This window comes from Variovorax sp. CCNWLW186 (assembly GCF_037203865.1).
GTDB lineage: Bacteria > Pseudomonadota > Gammaproteobacteria > Burkholderiales > Burkholderiaceae_C > Variovorax.
Map to the genome: position 1 here is coordinate 427662 of NZ_JBBCBO010000001.1, position 26297 is coordinate 453958.

General features: G+C 63.8%; 24 protein-coding genes. 14 read left to right on the top strand and 10 right to left on the bottom strand.

Translation table 11 applies throughout. The features are described from left to right. Positions 1–6 precede the first annotated feature (6 nt). The gene (locus V9K97_RS02130; RefSeq protein WP_337295835.1) at positions 7–1104 is read left to right on the top strand and encodes a sulfate/molybdate ABC transporter ATP-binding protein; all 1098 of its coding nucleotides are present in this window, start codon (positions 7–9) and stop codon (positions 1102–1104) included. Then, complete coding sequence (locus V9K97_RS02135) at positions 1101–1607, top strand: disulfide bond formation protein B (RefSeq protein ID WP_258506062.1); 507 nt, start codon at positions 1101–1103, stop codon at positions 1605–1607. Before V9K97_RS02130 ends, V9K97_RS02135 begins: the two co-directional genes overlap by 4 nt. Positions 1608–1616: 9 nt before the next feature. On the opposite strand, the gene V9K97_RS02140 is transcribed toward V9K97_RS02135, so the two are convergent. The 4 genes from V9K97_RS02140 to V9K97_RS02155 form a co-directional block, all read right to left on the bottom strand. Next, positions 1617–2309 (bottom strand): mobilization protein, encoded by a 693-nt coding sequence (locus tag V9K97_RS02140; protein WP_337315986.1) that lies wholly within the window; start codon positions 2307–2309, stop codon positions 1617–1619. Positions 2310–2385: 76 nt separating this feature from the next. Beyond that, on the bottom strand, positions 2386–3684 hold the full coding sequence (locus V9K97_RS02145; protein ID WP_337315987.1) for a type II toxin-antitoxin system HipA family toxin: 1299 nt from the start codon (positions 3682–3684) through the stop codon (positions 2386–2388). After that, positions 3681–4001 (bottom strand): helix-turn-helix domain-containing protein, encoded by a 321-nt coding sequence (locus V9K97_RS02150; protein WP_337295833.1) that lies wholly within the window; start codon positions 3999–4001, stop codon positions 3681–3683. Before V9K97_RS02150 ends, V9K97_RS02145 begins: the two co-directional genes overlap by 4 nt. A 60-nt stretch (positions 4002–4061) precedes the next feature. Beyond that, complete coding sequence (locus tag V9K97_RS02155) at positions 4062–4820, bottom strand: hypothetical protein (protein ID WP_337315988.1); 759 nt, start codon at positions 4818–4820, stop codon at positions 4062–4064. 113 nt (positions 4821–4933) lie between these two features. Here V9K97_RS02155 and smc point away from each other — a divergent pair, with 113 nt between their 5' ends. From smc to def, 5 genes are all read left to right on the top strand, one after another. Beyond that, the gene (gene smc, locus V9K97_RS02160; protein WP_337315989.1) at positions 4934–8449 is read left to right on the top strand and encodes a chromosome segregation protein SMC; all 3516 of its coding nucleotides are present in this window, start codon (positions 4934–4936) and stop codon (positions 8447–8449) included. A 14-nt stretch (positions 8450–8463) separates the two neighbouring features. After that, positions 8464–9570, top strand: coding sequence for a cell division protein ZipA C-terminal FtsZ-binding domain-containing protein (locus tag V9K97_RS02165; RefSeq protein ID WP_157613769.1), 1107 nt, complete (start codon positions 8464–8466; stop codon positions 9568–9570). A 22-nt stretch (positions 9571–9592) separates the two neighbouring features. Further along, positions 9593–11677: an NAD-dependent DNA ligase LigA gene (gene ligA / locus V9K97_RS02170; protein WP_337315990.1), complete on the top strand. Its 2085-nt coding sequence runs from the start codon at positions 9593–9595 to the stop codon at positions 11675–11677. A 109-nt stretch (positions 11678–11786) separates the two neighbouring features. Then, positions 11787–12233 (top strand): hypothetical protein, encoded by a 447-nt coding sequence (locus V9K97_RS02175; protein WP_258506070.1) that lies wholly within the window; start codon positions 11787–11789, stop codon positions 12231–12233. A 55-nt stretch (positions 12234–12288) separates the two neighbouring features. Next, complete coding sequence (gene def / locus V9K97_RS02180) at positions 12289–12828, top strand: peptide deformylase (protein ID WP_337315991.1); 540 nt, start codon at positions 12289–12291, stop codon at positions 12826–12828. A 35-nt stretch (positions 12829–12863) separates the two neighbouring features. Here def and V9K97_RS02185 read toward each other — a convergent pair whose 3' ends face one another. Further along, the gene (locus tag V9K97_RS02185; RefSeq protein WP_258506072.1) at positions 12864–13259 is read right to left on the bottom strand and encodes a DoxX family protein; all 396 of its coding nucleotides are present in this window, start codon (positions 13257–13259) and stop codon (positions 12864–12866) included. 175 nt (positions 13260–13434) lie between these two features. Here V9K97_RS02185 and V9K97_RS02190 point away from each other — a divergent pair, with 175 nt between their 5' ends. Genes V9K97_RS02190 through V9K97_RS02200 form a run of 3 tightly spaced genes read left to right on the top strand, consistent with a single transcriptional unit; the run spans position 13435 to position 16519 of the window. Further along, positions 13435–14469: an amino acid ABC transporter substrate-binding protein gene (locus tag V9K97_RS02190; protein ID WP_337315992.1), complete on the top strand. Its 1035-nt coding sequence runs from the start codon at positions 13435–13437 to the stop codon at positions 14467–14469. After that, on the top strand, positions 14466–15464 hold the full coding sequence (locus tag V9K97_RS02195; protein WP_337315993.1) for an amino acid ABC transporter permease: 999 nt from the start codon (positions 14466–14468) through the stop codon (positions 15462–15464). Before V9K97_RS02190 ends, V9K97_RS02195 begins: the two co-directional genes overlap by 4 nt. Next, entirely contained in the window at positions 15461–16519 is a 1059-nt protein-coding gene (locus V9K97_RS02200; protein WP_337315994.1) for an amino acid ABC transporter permease, read from the top strand. The genes V9K97_RS02195 and V9K97_RS02200 overlap by 4 nt, the downstream gene beginning before the upstream one ends. Here V9K97_RS02200 and V9K97_RS27255 read toward each other — a convergent pair. Next, positions 16474–16695 (bottom strand): hypothetical protein, encoded by a 222-nt coding sequence (locus tag V9K97_RS27255; RefSeq protein ID WP_443302382.1) that lies wholly within the window; start codon positions 16693–16695, stop codon positions 16474–16476. The genes V9K97_RS02200 and V9K97_RS27255 overlap by 46 nt on opposite strands. Before the next feature lie 4 nt (positions 16696–16699). Between V9K97_RS27255 and V9K97_RS02210 the strand changes: the two genes are divergently transcribed. The 4 genes from V9K97_RS02210 to V9K97_RS02225 all read left to right on the top strand — a co-directional run bounded on the left by V9K97_RS02210 (position 16700) and on the right by V9K97_RS02225 (position 19449). Then, entirely contained in the window at positions 16700–17017 is a 318-nt protein-coding gene (locus tag V9K97_RS02210) for a hypothetical protein (RefSeq protein ID WP_337315995.1), read from the top strand. Continuing rightward, the gene (locus tag V9K97_RS02215) at positions 16950–18296 is read left to right on the top strand and encodes a hypothetical protein (protein WP_337315996.1); all 1347 of its coding nucleotides are present in this window, start codon (positions 16950–16952) and stop codon (positions 18294–18296) included. The genes V9K97_RS02210 and V9K97_RS02215 overlap by 68 nt, the downstream gene beginning before the upstream one ends. Next, on the top strand, positions 18293–18610 hold the full coding sequence (locus V9K97_RS02220) for a hypothetical protein (protein WP_337315997.1): 318 nt from the start codon (positions 18293–18295) through the stop codon (positions 18608–18610). The genes V9K97_RS02215 and V9K97_RS02220 overlap by 4 nt, the downstream gene beginning before the upstream one ends. Before the next feature lie 89 nt (positions 18611–18699). Further along, positions 18700–19449: a hypothetical protein gene (locus tag V9K97_RS02225; protein WP_337315998.1), complete on the top strand. Its 750-nt coding sequence runs from the start codon at positions 18700–18702 to the stop codon at positions 19447–19449. A 338-nt stretch (positions 19450–19787) separates the two neighbouring features. Here V9K97_RS02225 and V9K97_RS02230 read toward each other — a convergent pair whose 3' ends face one another. The 4 genes from V9K97_RS02230 to map form a co-directional block, all read right to left on the bottom strand. Beyond that, positions 19788–20237 carry a hypothetical protein gene (locus V9K97_RS02230; RefSeq protein WP_337315999.1) on the bottom strand — a complete coding sequence of 150 codons (450 nt, stop codon included), beginning with the start codon at positions 20235–20237 and terminating at the stop codon, positions 19788–19790. A gap of 791 nt (positions 20238–21028) precedes the next feature. Beyond that, positions 21029–22684, bottom strand: a complete 1656-nt coding sequence (gene pgm, locus V9K97_RS02235; RefSeq protein WP_337316000.1) for a phosphoglucomutase (alpha-D-glucose-1,6-bisphosphate-dependent) — start codon at positions 22682–22684, stop codon at positions 21029–21031. A gap of 88 nt (positions 22685–22772) precedes the next feature. Continuing rightward, positions 22773–25379: a [protein-PII] uridylyltransferase gene (locus V9K97_RS02240; protein ID WP_337295823.1), complete on the bottom strand. Its 2607-nt coding sequence runs from the start codon at positions 25377–25379 to the stop codon at positions 22773–22775. A gap of 34 nt (positions 25380–25413) precedes the next feature. Next, complete coding sequence (gene map, locus V9K97_RS02245) at positions 25414–26238, bottom strand: type I methionyl aminopeptidase (RefSeq protein ID WP_337311357.1); 825 nt, start codon at positions 26236–26238, stop codon at positions 25414–25416. Between the last annotated feature and the right edge of the window lie 59 nt (positions 26239–26297).

Here is a 26297-nt window from a genome sequence, read left to right on the forward strand (position 1 = left end):
AAGATCATGAGCATCGAAATCCGCAACATCAGCAAGCAGTTCGGCGACTTCCGCGCCCTGAACAACGTCAACCTCGACGTCGAATCGGGTGAACTCGTCGCACTGCTCGGCCCGTCGGGCTGCGGCAAGACCACGCTGCTGCGCATCATCGCGGGGCTGGAAACGGCCGACACCGGCAGCATTCTGTTTTCGGGCGAAGACACCACCGACGTGCATGTGCGCGAGCGGCAGGTGGGCTTCGTGTTTCAGCACTACGCACTGTTCCGCCACATGACGGTGTTCGAGAACGTGGCCTTCGGCCTGCGCGTGAAGCCGCGCAAGGAGCGCCCGAGCGAAACGCAGATCAAGCAGAAGGTGACCGACCTGCTCAAGCTGGTGCAGCTCGACTGGCTGGCCGACCGCTATCCCTCGCAACTCTCGGGCGGCCAGCGGCAGCGCATTGCATTGGCGCGTGCGTTGGCGGTCGAACCCAAGGTGTTGCTGCTCGACGAACCCTTTGGCGCGCTCGACGCCAAGGTGCGCAAGGAATTGCGCCGCTGGCTACGCCGGCTGCACGACGAGCTGCACGTCACCTCGATCTTCGTCACGCACGACCAGGAAGAAGCGCTCGAAGTGGCTGACCGCGTGGTAGTCATCAACAAGGGCCGCATCGAGCAGGTCGGTTCGCCGCAAGAGGTGTGGGACCAGCCCGCAAGCCCCTTCGTCTACGGCTTTTTGGGCGACGTGAACCTGTTCCATGGCCGGGCCGACAACGGCGCGGTGCAACTGGACGGCATGCGCCTGGACTCCCCGGAGCACAGCGGTGCGCGCGACGCCAAGGCCATGGCCTACGTGCGCCCGCATGACCTCACCGTGGAGCGCTACACCGCCGGCGCCACCGGCATCGTGGCCACCTTGTCGCGCGCCATCGTGGTCGGCCCGATCGCGCGGCTGGAACTTGAGCCCACAGAAACGAATCCAGATAATCCGGGCTCCGGAACCATCATCGAAGCGCAAATCCCTGCGCAACAGTTCCGTGAACTGGGCTTGAACGAGGGCGACACAGTGGTCGCCACGCCGCGCAAGGCCCGGGTGTTCGTAGAAGAAGATTGGGTTTCCCCTTGATCGATTGGTACTTCGGCGCGCCGCGCCGCGCGTATGGGCTGATCTGCCTGGCCTGCGTTCTTATGCTGGCCTTCGGGCTCTATCTGCAGCACGTGGTCGGGCTCGAGCCTTGTCCCATGTGCATCGTGCAGCGGTATGCCTTGGTGTTGGTGGCGCTCTTCACCGGGCTGGCCGCCGTGTTCCGCAGCCGCGGCCTTCAGGTGACGGGCGGGGTGCTGGCGCTGGTGTCGGCCATTGGTGGCGCCTACACGGCCGCCGCGCAGAGCTGGCTGCAGTGGTATCCACCCGAGGTCGTGTCGTGCGGCCGCGACCTGTATGGGATGATCGAGACCTTTCCGCTCAAGCGGGCGCTGCCGATGATCTTTCGTGGCGGCGGCGATTGCTCGAAGATCGACTGGTCGCTGTTCGGCCTGACGCTGGCGAACTGGTCGTTCGTCGCCTTCTTCGTTCTTGCGGTTCTGCTGCTTGTGCTGATTTTCCGCAAGCGCCCCGTAGCGCGTTGAACCAGTCGCTTAAAGCGGCAAGGTGTCGAAGGCCGCGTAGGCGGTCGCAAGCCACGACTTCACGCGTTGGCGCTCCAGCAAGCCGAGCGCGTGCGGCCCTTCGCGGTCATTCACCGCCTTCCAGAAGCTGGTGTTCTGCGTATCGATCTTGCGCATGCTGGCCTCGTGCAGGCGCGGCAGCGTGATCACGCGAGCGCCGTTCGCGGTGGCCTTGGAGAGCGACTGCGACGCGAGCAGCATGCCGAAGTCGCTGCCGCGGCCATAGTTCTGCACCACGATGTAGTTGGGCCGGTTGCCGAAGGTGTCGATCAGCGTGCCGAGCAGATCGGTGGAGTCCTTGCCGTCGTCCAGCACATGCCAGAAGTTGACGGCCACGCCCAGTTCGACGAACACGTCGAACAAGTCGGATTCCTTGATCCAGCGCGACAGCGGCGCCAGCGTTTGGGCCGCGAGGTCGACGATGACGCTTTGCTGCGGATTGGTTTCGAAACCGTTCACCACGGTGTCGAGCCCCTCGAAGCTGTCGACCACGATGGGCGACGCAAAGCCTTCATAGAAGCGGGTGAACGAGCTGTGCGAGCGGTCGGTGTCGAAGCCAGTGAAAGGCCGGCTGTGGTCGATGAAGTACTGCGCCAGCACGCGCGCGGTAACCGACTTGCCGACACCGCCTTTTTCGCCGCCGATGAAATTGATGGAGCTCATGAGTTGCTGCTGCCTCGCATGGGTTGAGGAGTGAAGGGCTGAATCATTCTAGGGGGCGCGTTTTCTTTTCTTTTTCTCATTTGCCGCGCTTGGCCATGCCTTGCAGCAAGGGATGTGCCTGCAAGCGCTGCTGCAGCCGCTTTTTCCACGGCGCGGGAAGCGTCGATGCGTCGATCATTGCGGGCCATTGGCTGCGCGCGAGCCGCGCGGTATCTGCAATGACGCGCCGGACCATCGGCTCGTGCAGCCCGGTCGAGAAGCAGAAGGCGCGTATGTTGGCGGGCGTGAACAATGCCGTGCGTTTGGGTGCGGCACCTCCGCCCGCTGCGGGCAGAAGAGGCAAGGCATGGCCGTCGACGCCCTGGAGCGCGGCATATGCCACGATGTCGTAGGCCGGCGCCAGCCGCGGCGCGATGCCGTCCGGATAGATCACGCCGAAATTCTTCAGGTGTGCATCGGGGTTGCCGAGCAGGTCGTTCACCGCCAGGCGCCGCACGAGTTCGAGCACGGCCTCTTCGCCCATCGAAGGAAAGGCGCGCATGGCAAGCGCCATGTCGAGGTAGCTGGAGCTGTATTTGTGCATCGGATCAACCGCAAGCACCTGCGCAAAGTCTTCGAAATGAATGCGGCGCGCGCCCTCGCGGTCGAAGCGGGTGACCGCAAGAAAATCCGGCTCGTCGGGCAGCGCATAGCTGTGTTCGGCCGCAATGGCGGAGAGCGGTGCCAGTTCGGCATGGCAGACCTCGATACCGGCTGCGCCCGCCATTTGGAGCGAAAGCATTTCGAGTTGCGGCATGTGCGGCCGGCCGGCCATGGGCAGCTTGGCGATCACGCGCGTGCTGGCACCGGCACGCGTGCGGGCCACATAGCGGCCGCCCTGGCGGCGCAGGCCGAGCTTGGGCTGCACGCCCGATACCGAAATGCCTTGGGGCATGGGCAGCTCTACCACGGACATCTCGAGCGCGTCCTGGTCTTGCGTGATGAGCCGTTGCAGCGTGCCGCGGTCGACCGAAACCGGGCGGGCGCTCACAGCGCCGGGGAGGTCCCCGCCGCAAGCCGCGAGGAGTTCGAAATGGTCGTTTTCGCGGCAGCCGCGCAACTGCGCGATATGGCTGCGCAGAACGCCTTCGGGCAAGAGGTTCTGAAAGAAGCGCGGAAGCTGGCCACCCTGTGCATTGAAGAGCGGGTTCTTCACGTCGCTCCACAGTGCCGCCTGGGTGGCTGGATCGCTCGCCACCATTGAAAGCGACAGCACTTCAGCCGGCGGAGCGGCCACCAGTTCGGGTTCCGCCACGAAGCGGCACAGGTCGGCGTATTGAAAGAGCTTGCCGAAGCGCCGCGAACCCAGCGAGATTTCGAGGATCTTGACGTTCATGGCGAACGGCGCCGCTTGTTGGCATACGGAGGCGGGGAGGGCGCCTGCGCGATGGCGTGGCCCACGCGGGTGGCAACCGGGCGGTAGCCGTCATCGGGGGCCGTGCTCTCGCCGAAGCCCTTGGGTGCAAGCTGCAGTTCGAGGCCGATGGCGTCGACCAGCGCCAGCAGCGACGACAGCTGCGGATTGCCCTTGAGGCTCAGCGCGTTTCGAACCGAGCGCTCGGTCAGGCCGGAGCGTTCCGCGATTTCCGCGTTGGAGAGACCCGCGGCATCGCGGCGGGCAGTGAGAGCAGTGATGAGTTCCTGTTTGATCACGGAAACATATTACCGCAAACCGCTGTTTGGGAAATATATTTCCTGGACGTGCCCATTGCCCTATCTGGGAATCAAGGTGAAGAAGGGCATGACGACGCCCATGATCCAGTTCTGCCCGAAGTCGAGCGCGGCGCGGCGGTATTTTTCGTCGGCCTGGGCGGCCAGCAGGTCGAGCCGCGCCACCACTTTCGACAACTCGCGGTCGGCCACGAGGTTGCGGCCGCGCTCGCTGATTTCGGTGGCCAGCAGCAGGGGCTGGCCGTCCGGGCCGGTTTTCGACGAGATCAGCCAGAGCGATATTTCGAAATTGCGCGCGGCGCGGTAGCTGTTCTCGGCGTTGACGCCATCGAGCATGGTCTGGTCCCAGGTGTCGCCATTGGCTTGCTTGAGCATGGATGCCCAGCCAACGACCAATGCCGCAACCCGGTCGCCCTGGTAACCCTGCTGACTGGTGTCGAAAGCCAGGCGGATGGCATCGATGCCGGTGGCGCCGCGCAACTCGGGCAGGGCGGGGCCCGTCAGCACCGCGTCCCAGGCGCGCTGGGCGGCCGCTTCGATGCTTGCCGCCGATTTGCGCCATTCGCGTGGGTTGCGCCGGTACAGCGTGGTTTGCACGCGCCGGATCGATTGCAGGTTGTCGCGCAGGGACAGGTTGGCAATGCGGTTGGCGCTCGATTGCAACCATTCCTGGTTGGCATAGGGTTCGGCGCGTTCGGTGGAACGGGTGGCCGCGCAACCGCCAAGGCCCAGCAGTGCAGCTGCGCCAGCCAGCAGGTAGCCGCGGCGCGCGGTGAAGGGTGAAACCAGGGAATCGCTCATGCCCTGACGTTATCATCCACAGCTGGGGCGGCGGCCTGCTTCAAGCGGCAGGCCCGTGCAATTTTCCTTACAAATCAATACCTTGGCGCTATGCCAAGGCAGGCCGACAAGTCGTGCGTCTCAATTCCATCAAGCTTTCAGGCTTCAAGTCGTTCGCCGAACCGACCAACTTCCTGCTGCCAGGCCAGCTGGTCGGCGTGGTCGGGCCCAACGGTTGCGGCAAGTCGAACATCATGGATGCGGTGCGCTGGGTGCTGGGCGAGTCGCGCGCGTCGGAGCTGCGCGGCGAGTCGATGCAGGACGTGATCTTCAACGGCACGACCACGCGCAAGCAGGCCAGCCGTTCGAGCGTGGAACTGGTGTTCGACAACGCCGACCATCGCGCCGGCGGCCAATGGAACCAGTTCGGCGAGATCGCCGTGCGGCGCGTGCTCACGCGCGACGGCACCAGCAGCTACTACATCAACAACCAGCCGGTGCGCCGCCGCGACGTGCAGGACGTGTTCCTGGGCACGGGCCTCGGCCCGCGCGCCTACGCCATCATCGGGCAGGGCACGATCAGCCGGATCATCGAGTCCAAGCCCGAAGAACTGCGCCTGTTCCTGGAAGAAGCGGCGGGTGTTTCCAAGTACAAGGAACGCCGGCGCGAAACCGAGAACCGCCTGGGCGACACGCGCGAGAACCTCACGCGGGTCGAAGACATTCTTCGCGAACTGAACGCAAACCTCGAAAAACTCGAGAAGCAGGCCGAGGTGGCCGCGCGCTACAACACGCTGCAGGGCGAAGCCACCAAGAAGCAGCACCAGCTGTGGTTCCTGAAGCGCAGCGAAAGCGACGCAGACCAGGCCAAGATCAAGGCCGACTCCGAAAAGGCAATCAACGACCTGGAGTCGCGCACGGCCGACCTGCGCCGCATCGAATCCGAACTCGAAACCGTGCGCCAGGCCCACTATGCGGCCGGAGACCAGGTCAACCAGGCCCAGGGCAAGCTCTACGAAGCCAGCGCCGAAGTCGGTCGCCTCGAAGGCGAAATCCGCTTCGTGGTCGAAGGCCGCCAGCGCGTGGAGCAGCGGCTCGTTCAGTTGCGCGAGCAAATGGGCCAATGGGGCCGCCGCCGTGAAGAGGCCGAGGCCGAAATCGAAACCCTGGCCGGCCAGGGCGTCGATGCCGAAGAGCAAGCCGTCATGCTGGCCGCACAACTCGAAGAGCACGACGCGCGCATGCCCGAGCTCGAGGAAGCGCAGCAGCGCGCGCAGGACGAGGCCAATGCGCAGCGCGCCGCCGTGGTGCAGATCCAGCAGCAGATTCAGGTGCTGGCCGCCGACCAGCGCAACATCGAAGACCAGAGCCGGCAACTCACGCAGCGCGGCGAACGCCTGCGCGCCGATCAGAACGCACTGGCCGCGCCGGACGAAGCCCGCCTGCAATCCATGCAGGAAGAACACGCCGCGGCTCAAGAAGCCGCGAGCGAAGCCGAAGCCCGTCTGCACGAGTTGCAGGAATCGGTGCCGCAGCTCGACGACGACCGTCGGACGAAGCAACAGGCCGTCAATACCGAGAGCGCCCGGCATGCCGAGCTCTCGGCACGGCTCGAAGCGCTGCGTGCCCTTCAGGAAAAGGTCAAGACCGACGGCAAGCTGGCGCCCTGGCTCGCCAAGCACGGGCTCGAAGGCATGCAAGGCCTGTGGAGCCGCATCCATATCGAGCAGGGTTGGGAAAACGCGCTCGAAGCGGCGCTGCGCGAGCGCCTGGGCGCGCTCGAAGTCAGCCGGCTCGACATGGTGCGCGCCTTCGGCAACGACGCGCCGCCCGCCAAGCTGGCGTTCTACAGCCCGCCTGATGCCGGCTTGCCGCAAGGCGCTGCCGCGCTACCGCGCCTGTCCAGCCTGCTGCGCCTGAACGATGCAGGTCTGCAAGCTTTGCTGACCGACTGGCTCCACGGCTGCTACACGGCGCAGAGTTTCGAAGAAGCCCTTGCGCAGCGCAGCACGCTGCAGCCCGGCGAAGTCATCTACGTGCAGAGCGGCCACGCCGTCTTCTCGCACAGCGTGAACTTCTACGCCCCGGATTCCGAGCAAGCCGGCTTGCTCGCGCGCCAGCAGGAAATGGAAAACCTGGAGCGCCAGCTGCGCGCCCAGACGCTCATCAGCGAAGAAGCGCGCACCGCGTTGGTCCGTGCCGAAGCCGCCTACGCCGATGCCGCGCAGCGCCTTGTGACGGCGCGCCGTGAAGCGGCCGAGACGCAATCGCGTGCTCACGAACTGCAGGTCGAAACCCTGCGCATGACGCAGCTTGCCGAGCAGACGCGGGCGCGCAGCGATCAACTTGCCGCCGACCTCGCCGAAGTCGATGCGCAACTCGAGGAGCTGCAGGAAAAGCGCATGGCCGCCGAGGGCCGCTTCGAAGAGCTCGACATGCAGTTGGCCGATAGCCAGGAGCGCCATGCGCAGCTCGACGAGCGCGTGATCGAAGCCGGCCGTGCACTCGCCGCGAGCCGCGAGCAGCATCGCAGCCTGGAGCGTCAGGCGCAGGAAGCCACCTTCTCGCAGCGCACGCTCGAAGCCCGCCGCGGTGAACTGAGCCGGGCCATCGAAACTGCATCGCAGCAGGTGGTGGCCCTTACCGATGAAGACGAGCGCGCCAGGGCCGAACTCGGTCGGCTGTCGGACGCCGCAGCCCAGGCGGGCCTGCAGGACGCACTGGCACTCAAGCTCGAACGCGAAGCTGCCCTGGGCGCCGCGCGCAGCCAGTATGACGACCTCACGCTGAAGCTGCGCGCCAGCGACGAGCGCCGGCTCCAGCTCGAACGCGAACTGGATCCGCTGCGCCAGCGCATCACCGAATTCCAGCTCAAGGAACAGGCCGCACGCCTGGGTGTCGAGCAGTACCAGCAGTTGCTGGACGACGCCGGTGCCGATCTCGAAGCGGTCGCCCAGTCAATCGAAACCGACAAGGTGCGCCTCACGGGCCTGCAAAGCGAAATCGACCGCCTGAACCGCGAAGTGGTCGCATTGGGCGCGGTCAATCTGGCAGCGCTGGACGAACTTGCGATTGCCAGCGAGCGCAAGACCTTCCTCGATGCGCAGTCGGCCGACCTGAACGAAGCCATCGGCACCCTCGAAGACGCCATCCGCAAGATCGACGGCGAAACGCGCGAGCTTCTTGGCGGCACCTTCAAGATCGTCAACGAGCACTTCAGCCGCATGTTCCCCGAGCTCTTCGGCGGCGGAAATGCCCGGCTGATGATGACGGGCGACGAAATCCTGGATTCGGGCGTGCAGGTGATGGCGCAGCCTCCCGGCAAGAAGAACCAGACCATCCACCTGCTCTCGGGCGGCGAAAAGGCGCTCACGGCCATTGCGCTGGTGTTCGCCATCTTCCAGCTCAACCCGGCGCCTTTCTGTCTGCTCGACGAGGTTGACGCGCCGCTGGACGACGCGAACACCGAACGCTATGCCAAACTCGTGACCGCCATGAGCCGCGAAACCCAGTTCCTCTTCATCAGCCACAACAAGATCGCCATGGAAATGGCCGAGCAGCTGATCGGTGTCACCATGCAGGAACAGGGCGTGTCCCGCATCGTTGCGGTCGACATGGAATCGGCCGTCTCGATGGTAGAAGCTGCTTAAGCCGAGCAGCGCGCATGAGCAATCTCACTCTCGCCCTGGCCATCCTCGGCGGCCTCGTTCTCGCGGCCGTCGTGGCCTACAACACCGTCACTTCGCGCCGCAATGCGCCGCGGCAGCCCGACGCCGCCAGCGACGATTTTTCCGATGCCGACCGTTCGCCGGCGTCCGCGGCCGACGGCGTGGAGCCGATGCTGCACATCGACCCGCACCAGATGCCGCCGGGCCAGGAGCGGCACGAGCCCTTGTTCGACCCTGACCTGCCAGCGCCCGGCGCCAGCCCCTTGCCCACGGCCGAGCGTCGCGGCGGCCTCGATCCGCTCATCGACGTGATCGCACCGGTGTCGCTGGACGGCCTTGCATCGGGCGACGCAGCCATTGCGGCCATGCCGCCCACCCGCCGCGCGGGCAGCAAGCCCGTGGCCATCGAAGGCCTGAACGAGCACACCGGCCAATGGGAACCGCCGGTTGCGGGCCAGCGCTACAGCGCCTTCCAGGTCGGCGTGCAGTTGGCCAACCGCACCGGCGCGCTCAACGAGATCGAGTATTCCGAATTTGTGGTGAAGGCGCAGGCCTTTGCGGATGCCGTCAACGGCGCGCTCGAATTTCCTGAAATGCTCGATGAAGTGGCGCGCGCGCGCGAGCTCGACCAGTTCGCCAGTGCTCACGATGCGCAGCTGGGCTTTGTGCTGCGCGCGCTGCACGCGGCATGGAGCCCCGGCTATGTGCAGCAGAACGCGGCGCGGCTGGGCTTTGTGGCGGGCATCATTCCCGGCCGCATGGTGCTGCCGACCAGCGAAGTCGGGCTGCCGCCGATCCTCGGGCTGTCGTTCGACACGCAGGCCGCCCTGGCCGACGATCCGGCGCAGTCGGCCATCCGCGAGCTCAGCCTGAGCCTGGACGTGCCGCAGGTCGACCGCGCCGAGCAGCCGTTCCGCCGCATGCGCGAGGCCGCCGCCACGCTGGCGCGCGAGATGGATGGCGTGGTGACCGACAGCGATGGGCAACTGCTGCGCGAGGAAACCATGGACGTGATCGGCGCTGACCTCGAGCAGCTCTACGACACGCTCGAGTCGCGCGATCTGGCCGCCGGTTCGCCTTTGGCGCGACGCCTCTTCAGCTGATCCGATTTTTCGGGAGACACCCATGACAACGCGCGACGAAGCGGCACGCGAAGCCGCCGCACTGAGCGAACTGCTCCACAAGCACGCCCACCTTTATTACGTGCTCGACGCGCCCGAACTGCCCGACGCCGAGTACGACAAGCTGTTCCAGCGGCTGCAGGCCATCGAGGCCGAGTTTCCCGACCTGCGCACGCCCGATTCACCCACGCAGCGCGTCGGCGGCAAGGTGCTCGAAGGCTTCGTGAAGGTGCGCCACAAGGTGCCGATGTTGTCGATTCGCACCGAGACCGACATCTCGCCCGGCGGCGCCAGTGCGTTCGATGCACGGGTACGCAAGGAGCTGGGCCTGGCTGAAGACGGCCCTCAGGTCGAATATGTTTGCGAGCTCAAGTTCGACGGCCTCGCCATGAACCTGCGCTACGAGAACGGCGTGCTGGTGCAGGCTGCAACGCGCGGCGACGGCGAGGTGGGAGAAGAGGTTACGCAGAACATCCGCACGGTGCGCGATATTCCGCTGCGGCTGAACGGCAAGGCACCGCCCGTGGTCGAGGTGCGTGGCGAGATCTACATGAAGCGCGCCGACTTCGACGCGCTCAATGAGCGCCAGCGAGAGAAGATTGCGGCCGGCCAAAAGAACGAGAAGGTGTTCGTCAATCCGCGCAACGCAGCAGCCGGCGCGGTGCGCCAACTCGACCCGGCCATTGCGGCAGCGCGCCCGCTGAGCTTTTTTGCCTATGGTCTCGGCGAGGTCACGCCGGCGAGCGAGGGCGGTCCGGATTTTCCGACCCAGTTCGACTGGCTGCAGCAGTTCGACGCATGGGGTTTTCCGGTGGCCAAGCAGACGGCGCGTGCGAGGGGGGCGATCGAGTTGATCGCGTTCCACGAGAACATCGGCCGTCAGCGCGATGCCTTGCCCTACGACATCGACGGCGTCGTCTACAAGGTCGACAGCCTGGAGCTGCAGCGGCAGCTCGGCTTCGTCTCGCGCGAGCCGCGCTGGGCCGTGGCGCACAAGTACCCTGCGCAGGAACAACTCACCGAGGTGCTCGGCATCGAAGTGCAGGTGGGCCGCACCGGCAAGCTGACGCCGGTGGCCAAGCTCGCACCCGTGTTTGTCGGCGGCGTGACCGTGACCAACGCCACGCTGCACAACGAGGACGAGGCGCGCCGCAAGGACGTGCGCGTGGGCGACCAGGTCATCGTGCGTCGCGCGGGCGACGTGATTCCCGAAGTGGTCGGCGTGGTGCCCGAGAGCCTGGCCAAGCCCGAGGGCGAGCGCGGCCCGTTGTTCACCATGCCGCGCCAGTGCCCGGTGTGCGGATCGGAAGCGCTGCGCGAAGAGGGCGAAGTCGACTACCGCTGCACAGGCGGCCTGTTCTGCGCCGCCCAGCGCAAGGAAGCCATCCTGCACTTTGCGGCGCGCCGCGCGGTCGATATCGACGGGCTCGGCGACAAGCTGGTCGAGCAATTGGTCGATGCCAACCTGATCCGCACCTTGCCCGACCTGTACAGGCTTGGCTTCACCACCTTGGCGGGCCTGGACCGCATGGCGGAGAAGTCGGCCAAGAACCTCGTCGACGCGCTCGAAGCATCGAAGAAAACCACGCTGCCGCGCTTCCTGTTCGGGCTGGGTATCCGGCATGTGGGCGAAAGCACTGCGAAAGACCTGGCCAAGCATTTCGGCAAGCTCGACGCGATCATGGATGCGACCGAAGAACAGTTGCTCGAGGTCAACGACGTCGGCCCGGTGGTGGCGCAAAGCCTGCGCACCTTCTTCGACCAGCCGCACAACCGCGAGGTGGTCGAGCAGTTGCGGGCCTGCGGTCTGACGTGGGAAGAGGGCGAACCTGCCGCCCGCGCGCCCAAGCCGCTGGCGGGGCTGACCTTCGTCATCACCGGCACCCTTCCTACGCTCAGCAGGGACGAAGCAAAGGACAAACTGGAATCAGCCGGTGCCAAGGTGGCCGGCTCCGTCAGCAAGAAAACCAACTACCTGGTTGCGGGCGAGGAGGCCGGCAGCAAGCTGGACAAGGCCCGCGAGCTCGGCGTGAACGTGATCGACGAGGCGGGTATGCTGGAGATACTCGCCAACGGCGTGCCGGGTTGAGAGCTTGGAGGTCCGGCGTCCTTACGGCTGGTTACGTGACTTCACACCAGCGCAGTCAACAGGGACTACAAGCTGGCGTTGAAGACAAAAGGCTGACAAGGAGTCCCTTATGCAGAAAATTCGTGTTCTCGGTACCTGCGTCGCCATCGGCGGCATCGCGCTGCTCGGCGGCTGCGTTGCGGTGCCCGGCGATCCTTACTACAACGGGGGCTACTCGCAGCCGTATTACGACAGCCCGGTGGTCGTTCAGCCGGCGCCCGTCTACATTGAAGGCGGCGCCTACTACGAAGGCCGTCGTCCTTACTACGGTGGGCGGCCCTATTACGGTGACCGGCCCTACTACGGGCGGCCAGGTTATCCGGCTGTGCGGCCGGGCTACCCGGTGGGACGTCCGGGCTGGGGCGGCGGCGGTGGACGGCCGCCCGGTGGTGGCGCGATCGTGCCGCCGACCGGCAATACAGGCGTTTCGCCATTGCCGCAGTACCGCTCGCCACCGCCGAACGCTCGTCAACGGCTGTACACGTCGCCCGACTCCAAGAATCAAACGCCTCCCTGATCGGAGCGCGGCGGGCTACTGAGCCTCGGCGCACGGCTGTCGCGATAATCCCGCCATGGCCATTCGCGAAATCCTGAAAATGGGCGATCCCCGGCTGCTGCGCGTTGCGCAGCCGGTCAGCGCTTTCGACACCGACGAACTGCACCTTCTGGTGCGCGACATGTTGGAGACGATGATTGCGGTCAACGGTGCCGGGCTGGCCGCACCGCAGATCGGCGTCGACCAGCAGCTGGTCATTTTCGGCACAGACGTCGTCAACCCACGCTACCCCGACGCGCCGCCGGTGCCCCGCACCGTGCTGCTGAATCCCGTCATCACGCCGATCGGCGACGAGGAAGAAGAGGGCTGGGAAGGGTGTCTTTCGGTGCCGGGCCTTCGCGGCGTGGTGCCGCGCTTTTCGAGCATCCGCTATACCGGCTTCGATCCGTATGGCGATCCGATCGACCGGACCGTGAGCGGTTTTCATGCGCGCGTGGTGCAGCACGAAGTCGATCATCTGCTTGGCAAGCTCTACCCGATGCGGGTGCGCGACTTTTCGCGCTTCGGCTACACCGACGTGCTGTTTCCCGGGCTTGACGCCAACGACGACGACTGAAAAAAAGCGGCCGGTTCATCACCGGCCGCATGCGTTCAGTTGTACTTGCCGCCCAGGCCGAAGCGGCCACCGCCGAACAGCGCGACGGCAATTGCCGAGAACAGGAACATGCCCTGCAGTTCCAGCGCCCAGCCGCCTTGCCCATTGAGCGCGCCCAGGTCCTTCTGGTGAACCAGCCAGATCGCCACCACCATGTTGATGGCAACGATCAGCGCTGCCGGGCGGGTGAACAGGCCCACGATAAGCAGCACGGGCGCGAGGATTTCACCCACGTAGACCAGGTATGCCATGGCCGCCGGCAGCCCGTGGGATGCCAGCATGCCGCCGATGCCGTCGACCCCCTTGCCGACCTTCGCGATGCCGTGCAACAGAATGAGGATGCCGAGTGCAACGCGCAGAACGAGCTTGCCGGTGTCATCGGATTTGGTCATGAGCAGATTCCTGGTGAGAGTGATTGAAGGGCCATATGTTAGTGAATGTGCCACGGGCAGGAAAAGCCCGGAGCAGCTCACGATGCGGCATATGCATTCAACCGTCCGTTCTTTGGCAGAGTAGCGCGCTGCCCCGTACACTGCCTTTTGCTTGTTTGTTGAGGAGAACACACCAATGAAGAGTCGATTCCGTCCCGCGCTGGCCATTGCCGCATCCATCGTTGCTTTTGCGGCCGCCGCGCCGGCCTTCGCCGGTAAAACGCTCGACGCCGTCAAGCAGCGCGGCACCGTGAAATGCGGCGTGACGAACGGCGTGGCCGGCTTTTCCGCGCCCGATACGCAGGGCAACTGGTCGGGCCTGGACGTGGACACCTGCCGCGCCATTGCCGCCGCCGTGCTGGGCGACGCGAAAAAGGTCGATTTCGTGCCGCTCAATTCGCAGCAGCGCTTCTCGGCCCTGCAGGCCGGCGAAATCGACATTCTTGCGCGCAACACCACGTGGACGCTCACGCGCGATGCTTCGCTGGGCTTCAACTTCACCACCATCACCTATTACGACGGCCAAGGCTTCTTGGTGCCGAAGAAGCTCAAGGTGACCAGCGCCAAGCAGCTCAAGAACGCGACCATCTGCACGCAGTCGGGCACCACCAACGAGAAGAACGTGTCGGACTACTTCCGCGCCCAGAACATTCCGGTCAAGACGGTGGTGTTCGAAAGCTTCGAGGCTTCGTTCAAGGCATTTTTCTCGGGCCGCTGCCAGGCTTTCACCACCGACGCCTCGGCGCTCGCGGGGCTGCGCAACAAGGAGGCACCCAACCCCGACGACTACATCATCCTGCCCGAGCTCATTTCCAAGGAGCCGCTCGCGCCGCTGGTGCGCCGCGGCGACGACGAATGGTTTGCCATTGCCAAGTGGGTGCCCAACGCGCTCATCGAGGCCGAGGAATTCGGCGTTACCCAAGCCAATGCAGACGATTTGAAGGCCAACAGCAAGGACCCGGCGCAACAGCGCCTGGTCGGCACCGGCGAAGACCTGGGCAAGCTGCTGGGCCTCGACAAGGATTGGTCGTTCCGCGCCATCAAGGCCGTGGGTAACTACGGCGAAATGTTCGAGCGCAACGTCGGACCGAAATCTGTGCTCAAGCTGCCGCGCGGATCGAACAATCTCTGGAACAAGGGCGGCCTGATCTACGCACCACCGGTTCGATGAGCCGGCAAGCCTCGCGCCGCGGCGCCTGGCTGGCCTGGATCGTCCAGGCGCTGCTGGTGCTGGCCGTGCTGGCCGGCGCCGTCTGGGTGATGAACCACGCGCTCGATGTGCTGCGCTCGCGCGGGGTGCGGTCGGGGTTCGACTTTCTCACCGAGCCGGCGGGCTTTTCCATCAGCGAAGGCTGGCTCGACTTCGATGCCAGCCAGCCGTTCTGGCGCGCCTTCCTTGCCGGGTTGATCAACACCGTGCGGGCGGCGGTGCCCGCGGCCGTCTTCGCGGTCGTGCTCGGCACCTTGATCGGCATCGGCCGGCTCGCGCCGCACGTGCTGTTGCGCGGCATTTGCACGGCGTATGTCGAAGTGCTGCGCAATGTGCCGCTGCTGGTGCAACTGCTGATGCTGGCCTTTGCCATGGCCAACCTGTTGCCCGACCCGACCGAGCCGGTGCGTTTGCTGCCGGGGGTGTGGCTCAGCAAGGGCGGTTTGAGCGTGCCCTGGCCTGTGTCGGGCGAGGACGGCTGGTGGCCCACGCACTTCGAATGGCCCGAGAAGGGCGACTTTGGCGTGAGCGGCGGTGCGGCGCTGAGCCCTGAGTACGTGACCATCGTCGCGGGCCTGTCGTTTTACTCGGCGGCTTTCGTGGCGGAAATCGTGCGTGCCGGCATTCTCTCGGTGTCGCAGGGGCAGGTGTTGGCCGGGCAGGCGCTCGGCCTTACGACGGTGCAGCAGCTGCGCGTCGTGATCCTGCCGCAGGCGCTGCGCGTGATCGTGCCTTCGCTCACCAACCAGCTGCTCAGCCTCACCAAGAATTCGTCGCTCGCGGTCGCCGTGGGCTACCCCGAACTGGTGTCGGTAGCCAACACCACCATCGGCTCGAACGGGCGCGCTTTCGAGTGCATCGCGATCATCATGGCGGTGTACCTGCTGCTGTCGCTGCTGATCTCTTTCGGCATGAACTGCTACAACGCAAGGGTTGCGCTCAGGGGCTGGCAATGAGAAACGTCGCCCAAGGCCCCATTGCCTGGCGCAGCGAGCTCTGGGGTTCGCCGCTGCGCGCGTTGGCCACGGTGCTGCTGCTTGCGCTGCTTGCGTGGGGCGGCTTCCATGCCGTCGAATGGGGCGTGCTGAACGCGGTGTTCCGGCCCGACGCTGAAGCCTGCCGCGCGGTACAGCACGGCGCCTGCTGGGGTGTGGTGGCCGAGAAGTGGCGGCCGATGCTGTTCGGCCGCTTTCCCTATGAAGAGCAGTGGCGTCCTGCCATTGCCGTGGTGGTGTTGTCGGCCGTCACGGTGCTGAGCGCCTGGCCGCGCAGCTGGCGCTGGTGGCTGGCGCCACTGTGGGTTGCGGCGCTGCTGCTGTTCGTGCTGCTGATGCGCGGCGGCGTGGCGGGCCTCGCCTCCGTGCCGACCAGTCGCTGGGGCGGGCTGCCGCTCACCATCGGCCTTGCGGTGGTGGGCCTGGCGCTGGCCTTTCCGCTGGCACTGCTGCTCGCACTGGGGCGCCGCTCGGGCTGGCCGGTGGTTCGCACGCTCAGCGCGAGCTACATCGAGCTGGTGCGCGGCGTGCCGCTGATCTCGGTGCTGTTCATGGCCTCTTTCCTGCTGCCGCTGCTGTGGCCCGCGGGTTGGCAGCCCGATGTGCTGGTGCGCGTGCTGGCGGGGCTTACGCTGTTCGTGGCGGCCTACCTGGCCGAGATCATCCGCGGCGGCCTGCAGGCCGTGCCGCGCGGACAGACCGAGGTGGCGATGGCGCTCGGCTTCGGGCGCTGGCCGGTGCAGCGGGACATCGTGCTGCCGCAGGCGTTGCGGCTCGTGGTGCCGGCGCTGACCAACAACGTGGTGGGCACGCTGAAAGACACATCGCTGGTCACCGTGGTGGGGCTGTTTGAGCTGACCGGCGCATTGGGCCTGGCCTTAGGCGGCGATCCGACCTGGCGGCCGTTCTACCTCGAGGGCTATCTCTTCATCGCGGCGGTGTATTGGGTGCTGTGCTTTGGGCTTTCGCGCTACAGCGTGTGGCTGGAGCGAAGGCTGGCGGGCGCGCCGACCTGAACCCTGCAGATAGCCAGCGCTGCCGGGTTCAGTTCTTTCTTTTGAGGCCTCGGCATCAGTTCGGCGTAGCCGGTTGCCGGATCGCGCTCGCGGGCGAAGCGCCATTCGGGTAGCCAGGCGACCAGGATCTCAGCCGTGGCCCGCACCATGCAGCCCGGCGCGACATAGCTGGACATCCGAATGGCTGACGCCCGGAAATCAATAGCCGCCCCGGTGCTTGAGGCCGTGCAAGACTTGCAAGCCCAGGAGCAGATCGTCACCCGCGAGACGCTGGCCGAGCTCATCGGCCTGAAGCTGAGCGTGATCGACGACCGCCTGGGCACTCTGACCGATGACGGCGTCGAAGACCGAAGCAACCACGCAACGAGCTGTGTGCGGCTTGATGAGCCGTTAGTTCAAACATCGGTGCAGTTGACTGTTACATTTCAGCATGCGATCTCTTGCCGCCGTCGACGTCTCCCGCTTTCTGAAGGAAAAAAGAGAAAGAAAAGCCTTTAGGCGCAACCACAGAAAATGGCGCGCTGCTTCAAATCAGTCTGACCAAGAGGAGATTGACGCGCATTATGGCGAGCACTCGACCGTAATACGACTTCTCGCCGATGGACTCGTGCCAAGCGCTCGCGCGGTGCGCAAAAGACGCGTGATCTTCGAGGCCCCTGAGAATTTTTCCATAATCGAAAATCCGGATGAATGTCTCGATGCACTACGTCGCCTGGCTGCCGACTTGTTAGTTGAGAAACCCCGCTCTATCCACATTAATCTCGGGAAGGTAAAGCAATACGATGTTGGGGCCAACGCGATTTTGGATGTCTTGGTCGCAGAGGTCTCATTTAAGGCGCGCAAGGAAAGACGCAAGGTTCGATGGACTGGGCAATATCCAGCTGACAAGAAGCTCAAACGATTAATTCGAGCTTTGGGTGTCATCAAGAAATTACAAATTGTCCATGAGTACCCTGAGCCCGAAGAGGCTGCCAAGCTGGAGGCGTTTGACGACAGGTGTCGCCACTACATGCGCGCGGTGCGGCTCACCGAGGTCGACAAGAAGTCGCGTGTCACACAACAGTTTGCAGATCACCTTAGTGGCTGCTTGGAGCGCGTTGGCCGGCAATTCACGCCTGCTGCCAGACATTTGCTCTGCCGATACATAGGTGAAATCCTGGACAATGCGGAAGAGCACGCAGGAATGATGGATTGGTCAATCCAAGGGTACTTGGATACTCATCGCGCACCCTGGGTCTGCGAAATAGTTTTGTTTAATTTTGGCAAAACATTTTCGCAAAATTTCAGGGATTTGGATTCGGATTCGTACACGAGAGATATGATTTCTCGCTATGTTGAATCTCATTCAAAAAAGCAACTGTTCAAAAAGAGCTGGAACCCTGATGATCTCTATACATTGATAGCACTGCAGCAGCACGTCAGCACGAAGAACTATACAAAAGACGATACTCGAGGCAATGGAACCTATGACCTGATGATGTTCTTCGAGCGTGTTTGTTCGGAGTGCCTCGCTGAAGGCTCGGCTTTAAACCCAATCATGACCTTGATTTCGGGTGGAACGCGCATACTTTTCGATGGTCGATACCGGATGAAGCCGAACGGCGCAGGTTCAGGGGTGATTGCATTCAATGACGCCAACGACTTGCACCAGAAGCCCGACCCTACCAGTGTGATGCACATGGATTCGGCTACATTCCCTGGTACCGTACTAAGCATAAAATTTCCGATCTCTGCAGAGCAAGCCACCACGGTGCCATCCACAGGAACACCATCATGAACGCGGTCACCATCGACCTTGCCAAGTACAACGGCCCCGTCTACACAGGACGGGAGCGTGGTAAGCAGCTGCGTGAGAAGTTGGCGCTCGACAAATTCGACAGCGAAGAGGCCGACGTGACCATCGTGATTCCTGAGGGAACCTACACAGTGACGAGTTCATTTTTCCTTGGACTTCTGGGGCCGAGCGTGATTCGTTGCGGCAGTAAGGGTGCCTTCTTCCATCGGTTCCATTTTCAGGCTCCGGACTTCCTAAAGCCCGAGGTGGAGGGCTACGTAGCGCGAGCGCTTCAACAGCGTAACCTCTTCGCCTGACAGTCACGTTGAACGACCCGTACGGTCTAGAGTTGCGTGTCGAACGCACGCTCCCCCCTTCGTCCGTTGGCAGAGCAGAGCAGGCTGAAATGGCCAGGTTCTTCGCTGCGGCCGGACCGTTGGATACTCAAGGCGCTACTGCCAGCGGCCAAGCCGACGTAGTGCGGGTAGAGGGTCTCGATTGTCGTCAGGTGCAGGGCTTGAAGGAATCTGCCCTGGTGGTATGCCTCTCGGGGAAAGATGCTTCTTGGGAAAAAATTCTTCCTAGTATTCCATCGGCTCTGATAAGCATTCTCGCTCTCGTGGTTAGCTGGAAGGCGTTGGGCTACAACAGGTCCAAGGACAGCCATGCTCGCACGCAGTCGATCAATGACGACTACTGGCTGCGGAAGGTACTCTCGCCGAGCACTACTGAACCCCTTCTCGACTTCACTTCGAATCTGTGGGTGGCGCTGCCCCCTGCTCAAGGCACAGACTTGCAGGCGGAAGAAGAGGTTTTTAAGACGATAGAAGAGAAGCTTCAGGCCATCTCGGTCGGATTCGGCAACTTCAACGTTGTTGATCCATCCCTTGCGGTCAGCATCCGCGAACATGTTGATCGGTTCCAGGACCGCCTTACGACCTACAGCTATCAGCTTAAGGAGCATCGTGCTGGCAATGCTGCGCTGCCCAGCCGATCGGAAGCGCTCGAAGAGCTCGCAGGCATTCAAATCACCTTGCTTCGCTGCATAAAGAACCACCAGGGAAGCCTCCGCGCCGAGGAGCCGGGGGCGGCCGCTTGGTGGCGCAATGCAGCCTCATGGGCGAGGCAGCGGGTAACTCGAAAGTCCACTCGTTGAGCGTTGGAGGCATGCAGTGTGCTGACTTCCGAGTGGGTGCGTCTCTGACCGGGTCAGGACCTCCATACGGTTTCGCGGTAGAGCCATGTCCGCGAGAACATCACTCACCGACTACGGACCCGAACATCACTGCGGCCCTGGCGTTGGAGCGGGACGGCAAGCCACTCCACCATTCCCCGTTGCCCATCCCAGGGGACGGAGGGCAATACGTGAACCGCACAGTTCAGCGCACACTGCGCGTTTAGCCGGATGGGTCTATGACCGAGGCGCTTCGCCAGCTAGTTGTCTCCTCGCACCATTTCAATCGCACCTTCACCCGTCAGGACTGCCCTGGCGGTTCAGAGCTTCAGCTTCTTCAAGACATCTAGAAGAGTTTGCTGTACGGCCTCCTTGGTCACTTCTTTATTGGCCATACTGATGCCGATGGAAGTCGCCGGGCCTTGTTTGGTCTGTACGTCAACATCTCCGTCGCCCGTGTACTTGAACTCCACCGAGGCCAGATTGCGCCGCTCTTGGGACGTGAAAAAAAAGGACATCCTCGGGTAGGGTCGATCCTCAAAATCCTTGTGAAAACTGCCGGTGATGGCTTGTCCGTCCAAGTAGCCGCGAAACTCCGTCATTGCAGGTTCGATAGTGGAAGCGCAAAGGTCCAAGAACTTTTGCAAAGCTTCCTGTCTTTTCTTTGCTGCTGCTTCGCGAGCGATCTTCGCGGCGTGCTCTCGCGCGTCGAGTGCGGCTTGCTGCTCGTTCAGATGCGCCAATGCCTGGCGTTTGATGTCCTCGCTCATTTTGTCAGTCCGTCGTTCTGGAGCAGTCAGTGTATCCATGGACTTGCGTTCTGAACGGCCCGTCTAGGGTTCGAACTCGGCTGACTACGACATCCACCAACGAAGAAGGGGCGAGAAGATTCGCCCAGGAGAATCACCAGGTTGTCCACGACACTCGTGATCCCTCCGTTGCCACCCTCAAGCGATACTTTGAACTTCGCGATCGCGGCAATAGCGCCTACTTTCGGGCACTGTTCCTCACAGCGGTGCTGTCGCTCCTTCTATCTCTGCCACTGACGCTCCTTGGTGCGTGGCGTTTGGGATGGTTGCGAAAAGCGGCAACGCGGGTGCTCCCGCAGGCCTTCGGTAAGGCGTGAGGGCGACCACGAGCCCCGCAGCAGATCTCTTGAGGCGATCGAAGACGGGGTGATGCCTAGCAAGGCCACGTCGCAGCGTGTCGTTCCGGGCAACCTGATCCTCAGTTGATCAATGGCTGCGTGGCACCCCTGTAGGGATTCGCGAATCCTCTACACAGCGCACCATAACGGACCTCGAGCATGGCGTGAGCCCTGAACGCGCAGCCCTTTCATCGTCGCGGCGGGCCGCAGCGGTGCTGCCGGAGTCGTCACGGATTCCTCTGCGACAACCACTCCCCAAAACCGGTACTTGCCTTTGAGGTATTCCTCATAGTTCGGGCGGGCGGTGGGATCGCTCGAAGGAGAGCAGGCCATCGCAGGGGCAGCGGAAGCCACCAGCATGCATGCGAGGCCTAACTGCATTGTTTGTGATCGCATGTGTTTGTAGCTTTTTCCTCAGCCCGCCGACAGCGCCTTGTCCACCACCTTCTGCGCCTCTTCGAGGATGCGCCCCAGGTGCTCCGCACCCTTGAAGCTTTCGCCGTAGATCTTGTAGATGTTCTCGGTGCCCGAGGGCCGGGCGGCGAACCAGCCGTTGGCCGTGACGACCTTCACGCCGCCGATGGCCGCGCCGTTGCCCGGCGCATGGCTCAGCACGGCTTCGATCTTGTCGCCGGCCAGTTCGGTCGAACTGATCTGCTGCGGCGACAGGCTCGACAGCTTTTTCTTCTGCTCGACCGTGGCTGCCGCATCGACGCGGTCGGACACCGGCTGGCCCAGTGCCTGTGTCAGTTCCGCATAGCGTTCGCCCGGATCGCGCCCGGTGCGCGCGGCGATCTCGGCCGAGAGCAGGGCAGGCACGATGCCGTCCTTGTCTGTGGTCCACGCAGAGCCATCGAAGCGCAGGAAGGTCGCGCCCGCGCTTTCTTCGCCGCCGAAGCCCAGCGATCCATCCACCAGCCCGTCGACGAACCACTTGAAGCCCACCGGCACCTCGTAGAGCTTGCGGCCGAGTCGGGCCGTGACGCGGTCGATCATCTGGCTGCTCACCACCGTCTTGCCCACGGCCGCCTGCGCCGGCCATTGCGGTCGGTGCGTGTAGAGGTAGTCGATCATCACCGCGAGGTAGCTGTTCGGCTGCATCAGGCCCGAGCTGCGCGCGACCACGCCATGGCGGTCGTGATCGGTGTCGCAGGCAAAGGCGATGCCGAAGCGGTCTTTCAGCGCGATCAGCTTGTGCATCGCGTCGGGCGACGACGGGTCCATGCGGATGCGGCCGTCCCAGTCGAGCGACATGAAGCGGAAGGTCGGGTCGACTTCCTGGTTCAGCACGGTAAGGCGCTTGAGCTTGTAGCGCTCGGCGATGGCCGGCCAGTAGTGCACGCCGGCGCCACCCAACGGGTCGACACCGAGGTCGATCTCCACACCGCGGATGGCATCCATGTCGAGCACCTGCGCCAGGTCTTCGACATACGTGTTCAGGTAGTCGTGGCGGTGCGTGGTCGATGCGCGCAGCGCCTGCGCGAGTGGCATGCGCTTCACGCCTTCGAGCCCGTTCGCCAGCATCTTGTTGGCGGCAGCCTCGACCGCGGAGGTAATGTCGGTGCCCGCCGGGCCACCGTTGGGCGGGTTGTACTTGAAGCCGCCGCTTTCGGGCGGGTTGTGCGAAGGCGTGATCACGATGCCGTCGGCCAGCCCTGTCGTGCGGCCGCGGTTGTAGACCAGGATGGCATGCGAGACCGCGGGCGTGGGCGTGTATTCGTCGTCCTTCGAGAGCATCAGCTCCACGCCGTTGGCGGCCAGCACTTCCACCGCGCTGTTGAATGCGGGCGTGGAGAGCGCATGCGTATCGATGCCCAGGAACAGCGGGCCGTCGATGCCCTTTTGCCGCCGATAGTCGGCAATCGCCTGGCTTATCGCCAGCACATGCCATTCGTTGAAAGCGTCGTCGAAAGAAGAGCCGCGGTGCCCCGATGTTCCAAAGGCCACGCGCTGGGCGGGCACCGATGGATCGGGCCGGCCCGTGTAATAGGCCGAGATGAGGCGCGGAACGTTGACGAGCAGGTCCAGCGGTGCGGGCTGGCCCGCAAGAGGGTTGGTCTTTTGGCTCATGTCGAGTGTTGCCGTTCGAGTTGAATCAAGTCGGCAACATCATGCCGCAGGATGCGCCTGCGAACGAAACAAGCGGAAAGCAAGCGCCTCAGGAGGCCAGCGCCTCCATCAGCTCCGTCTCGATGGCCAGTTGCGTCTTCTGTCCCTGCAGCTCGGGGCCGCTGATAAGGAACGTGTCTTCCACTCGTTCGCCAAGCGTTGTGACCTTGGCGAGCTGCAGGTTCAGGTGGTGCCGCGCGAGCACGCGCGCCACCGAATACAGCAGCCCCGCGCGGTCGCTGGCCGAGATGTTGAGCAGCCAGCGCTGCGCCTTGTCGTCGGGCAGCAGGCTGATGCGCGGCTTGATGGGAAAGCTGCGCACCCGGCGCGAGACCCGGCCCACGCTGGGCGGGGGCAGGGGGCCGGCCTCTGTGAGCGTTTGAGCAAGGCCCAACTCGACCATGCTGATGAGATCGCGGTAATGGTCGGGCAGGAAAGTAGTTACAACCTGGAAGGTGTCGAGACCGTAGCCGTTGCTGGTGGTGTGTACTTTCGCGTCAAGAATGCTGAACGACGACTGGTCGAAATAGCCGCAGATGCGCGCGAAGAGATCGGGCTGGTCGGGCGTGTACACCACCACCTGCAGTCCTTCGCCGACGGGCGAAAGGCGCGCCCGCACGATGGGCGGTGCCTTGGGGTCCACCGGCACATTGGGTGGCGGCACAAAGCGCGAAAGCTGCTTGGCGTGCCAGGCGATCTCGCTGGCCTCGTGGCGCATGAAGTAGCCGACGTCGAGCGTGTCCCACAGCGCCTTGTGTGCTTCGAAGCGCTGCGCATGCAGTGCAAGCTGCACCAGCGCCTCGCGCTTGCGTGACTCCACCTCGGCATCCGGGTCGGGCATGCGGCCACCGAGGGCGCGCAGGGTGTAGCGGTAAAGGTCTTCGAGCAGCTTGCCCTTCCAGGCATTCCACACGCGTGGCGATGTGCCGCGAATATCGGCAATGGTGAGCAGGTAGAGCGCCGTGAGGTAGCGCTCGTTGCCCACGCGCTTGGCAAACGCGCCGATCACTTCCGGGTCGCTCAGGTCCTGCTTTTGCGCCACCTGGCTCATCACCAGGTGTTCGGCCACGAGAAATTCGATGAGCTTCGCGTCTTCGCGCGCAATGCCATGCTGCTTGCAGAAGCGTTGCACGTCGCGCGCGCCGAGCGTCGAGTGGTCGCCGCCGCGGCCCTTGGCAATGTCGTGGAACAGTGCGGCCACGTAAAGAATCCACGGCTTGTCCCAGCCGGCCGCAAGCTGCGAGCAGAACGGATATTCGTGCGCGTGCTCGGCAATGAAGAAGCGCCGCACGTTGCGCAGCACCATCAGGATGTGCTGGTCCACCGTGTACACGTGGAAAAGGTCGTGCTGCATCTGCCCCACGATGCTGCGGAACACCCGCAGGTACCGCCCCAGCACCGAGGTCTGGTTCATGAGCCTGAACGCATGCGTGATGCCGTACGGCTGCAGCAGGATGCGCATGAAGGTCTCGTGATTCGCCGGGTCGTTCCGGAACTTGCTGTCCATGACATGGCGCGCGTTGTAGAGCGCGCGCAGCGTGCGTGCCGACAGGCCCTTCACGCCGATGGTCTTCTGGTAGAGCAGGAAGGTCTCGAGAATGGCGCGCGGCTCGCGCTCGTAAAGGTCGTCGCTCGCAATTTCGATAAGGCCGGCGCGTTCGTAGAAGCGCTCGTTGATCGGCGTGTGCTGTTCGTCGCTGGGCTGCAGCCGCTCCGAGATGTTGAGCAGCAAGATCTGGTTGAGCTGCGTGACCGCCTTGGCCGCCCAGTAGTAGCGCCGCATCAGCGCTTCGCTCGACTTGCGCTGCGATTCGCTCTCGTAGCCGAAGCTCGCGGCCACGGCCGTCTGCAGGTCGAACACCAGCCGGTCTTCGCGTCGATTGGCAATCACGTGCAGCCGTGCGCGAATCAGCGAAAGCAACGCTTCGTTGCGCTTGATCTGCTGCGCCTCGAACGGCGTGGCCAGGCCGTTCTTTGCCAGGTCATCCCAACGGCTGCCGTAGCCGGCGGCCTTGGTCATCCAGAGAATGGTTTGCAGGTCGCGCAGGCCGCCCGGCGATTCCTTGCAGTTGGGTTCGAGTGCGTAAGGCGTGTTGTCGAACTTCTGGTGGCGGTGCCGCATTTCCTGCGACTTGGCGACGAAGAAGGCCTGCGGATCGATGGCGCGGGTAAAGCGGCGGCGGAAGGCGACAAAGAGCTTCTTGTTGCCCGCAATCAGCCGTGCCTCGAGCAGCGAGGTCTGCACGGTGACGTCTTTTTCTGCCTCGGCCAGGCACTCTTCGAGCGTGCGCACGCTCGAGCCGATTTCAAGCCCCGCGTCCCAGCAATGCCCGATGAAGGCTTCGATGCGTGCCGGATCGATTTCGCTGGCGTGCCCTTCGGGCGGCAGCAGCAGGAGCACGTCGACATCGGAATACGGGAACAACTCGCCGCGGCCGAAGCCGCCCACGGCCGCCAGGGTGAGCGAGTCGCCGAAATCGGCCTCCCGCCAAAGCGCGCACAAGGTCTGGTCGGCCAGCGCGGACAACTGCCGCAGCACCGTGTGCACGCTGCGCGTGGGCGCGCGTGCAAAACGCAAGGTTTCGAAGAGTGCGAGCTTCTTTGCGCGATAGGCTTCGCGCAGCGTTGCCACGTCGATCTTGGCTGGTTCGATCACGGCTTTGTCCGGGGCCGTGCGCCGCTCGCGCGGCTCACGTTTTCGTTGAGGTGACGAAGGAGGGCAGGGGCGGGCTGCCTTCGGACAGCGTGAGCACCTCGTAGCCCGTTTCGGTGACCAGCACCGTGTGCTCCCATTGCGCCGAGAGCGAATGGTCGCGCGTGACGATGGTCCAGCCGTCGTACTGGCCGCCCTTGAAGTCTTCCTTCACGTCGCGCTTGCCGGCGTTGATCATCGGCTCGATGGTGAAGATCATGCCGGGCTTGAGTTCTTCGAGCGTGCCCGGGCGGCCGTAGTGCAGCACCTGCGGTTCTTCGTGAAAGCGCTGGCCCACGCCGTGGCCGCAGAACTCGCGCACGACAGAAAAACCGTGGCCTTCGGCAAATTTCTGGATTGCGTAGCCGATGTCGCCCAGGTGGGCGCCCGGGCGCACTTGCAGAATGCCGTGCCACATGGCTTCGAAGGTGATGCTGCAAAGCCGCTTGGCCGCAATGGAGGCGTCGCCGATGATGTACATGCGGCTGTTGTCGCCAAACCAGCCGTCCTTCACCACCGTGACGTCGACGTTCATGATGTCGCCCTTCTTCAAAGGCTTGTCATTCGGAATGCCGTGGCAGACCACATGGTTGACCGAGGTGCAGAGAGACTTCGGAAAGGGCACGCTGCTCGCGCCCATGTAGCCCACTGTGGCCGAGGTGGTGCCCTGCTTGACCATGTATTCGGCGGCGAGCCGGTCGATTTCGTTCGTGGTGATGCCCGGCTTGATGAACGGCGTGAGGTAGTCCAGCACCTCGGAGGCCAGGCGGCAGGCGACGCGCATGGCTGCGATGCCCGCTGCGTCTTTGTAGGTAATGCTCATCCCGGAATTATCCCATTCAGCAAGCTAAAATTCCGGGTTAACGCGGATGACCCCAGTCA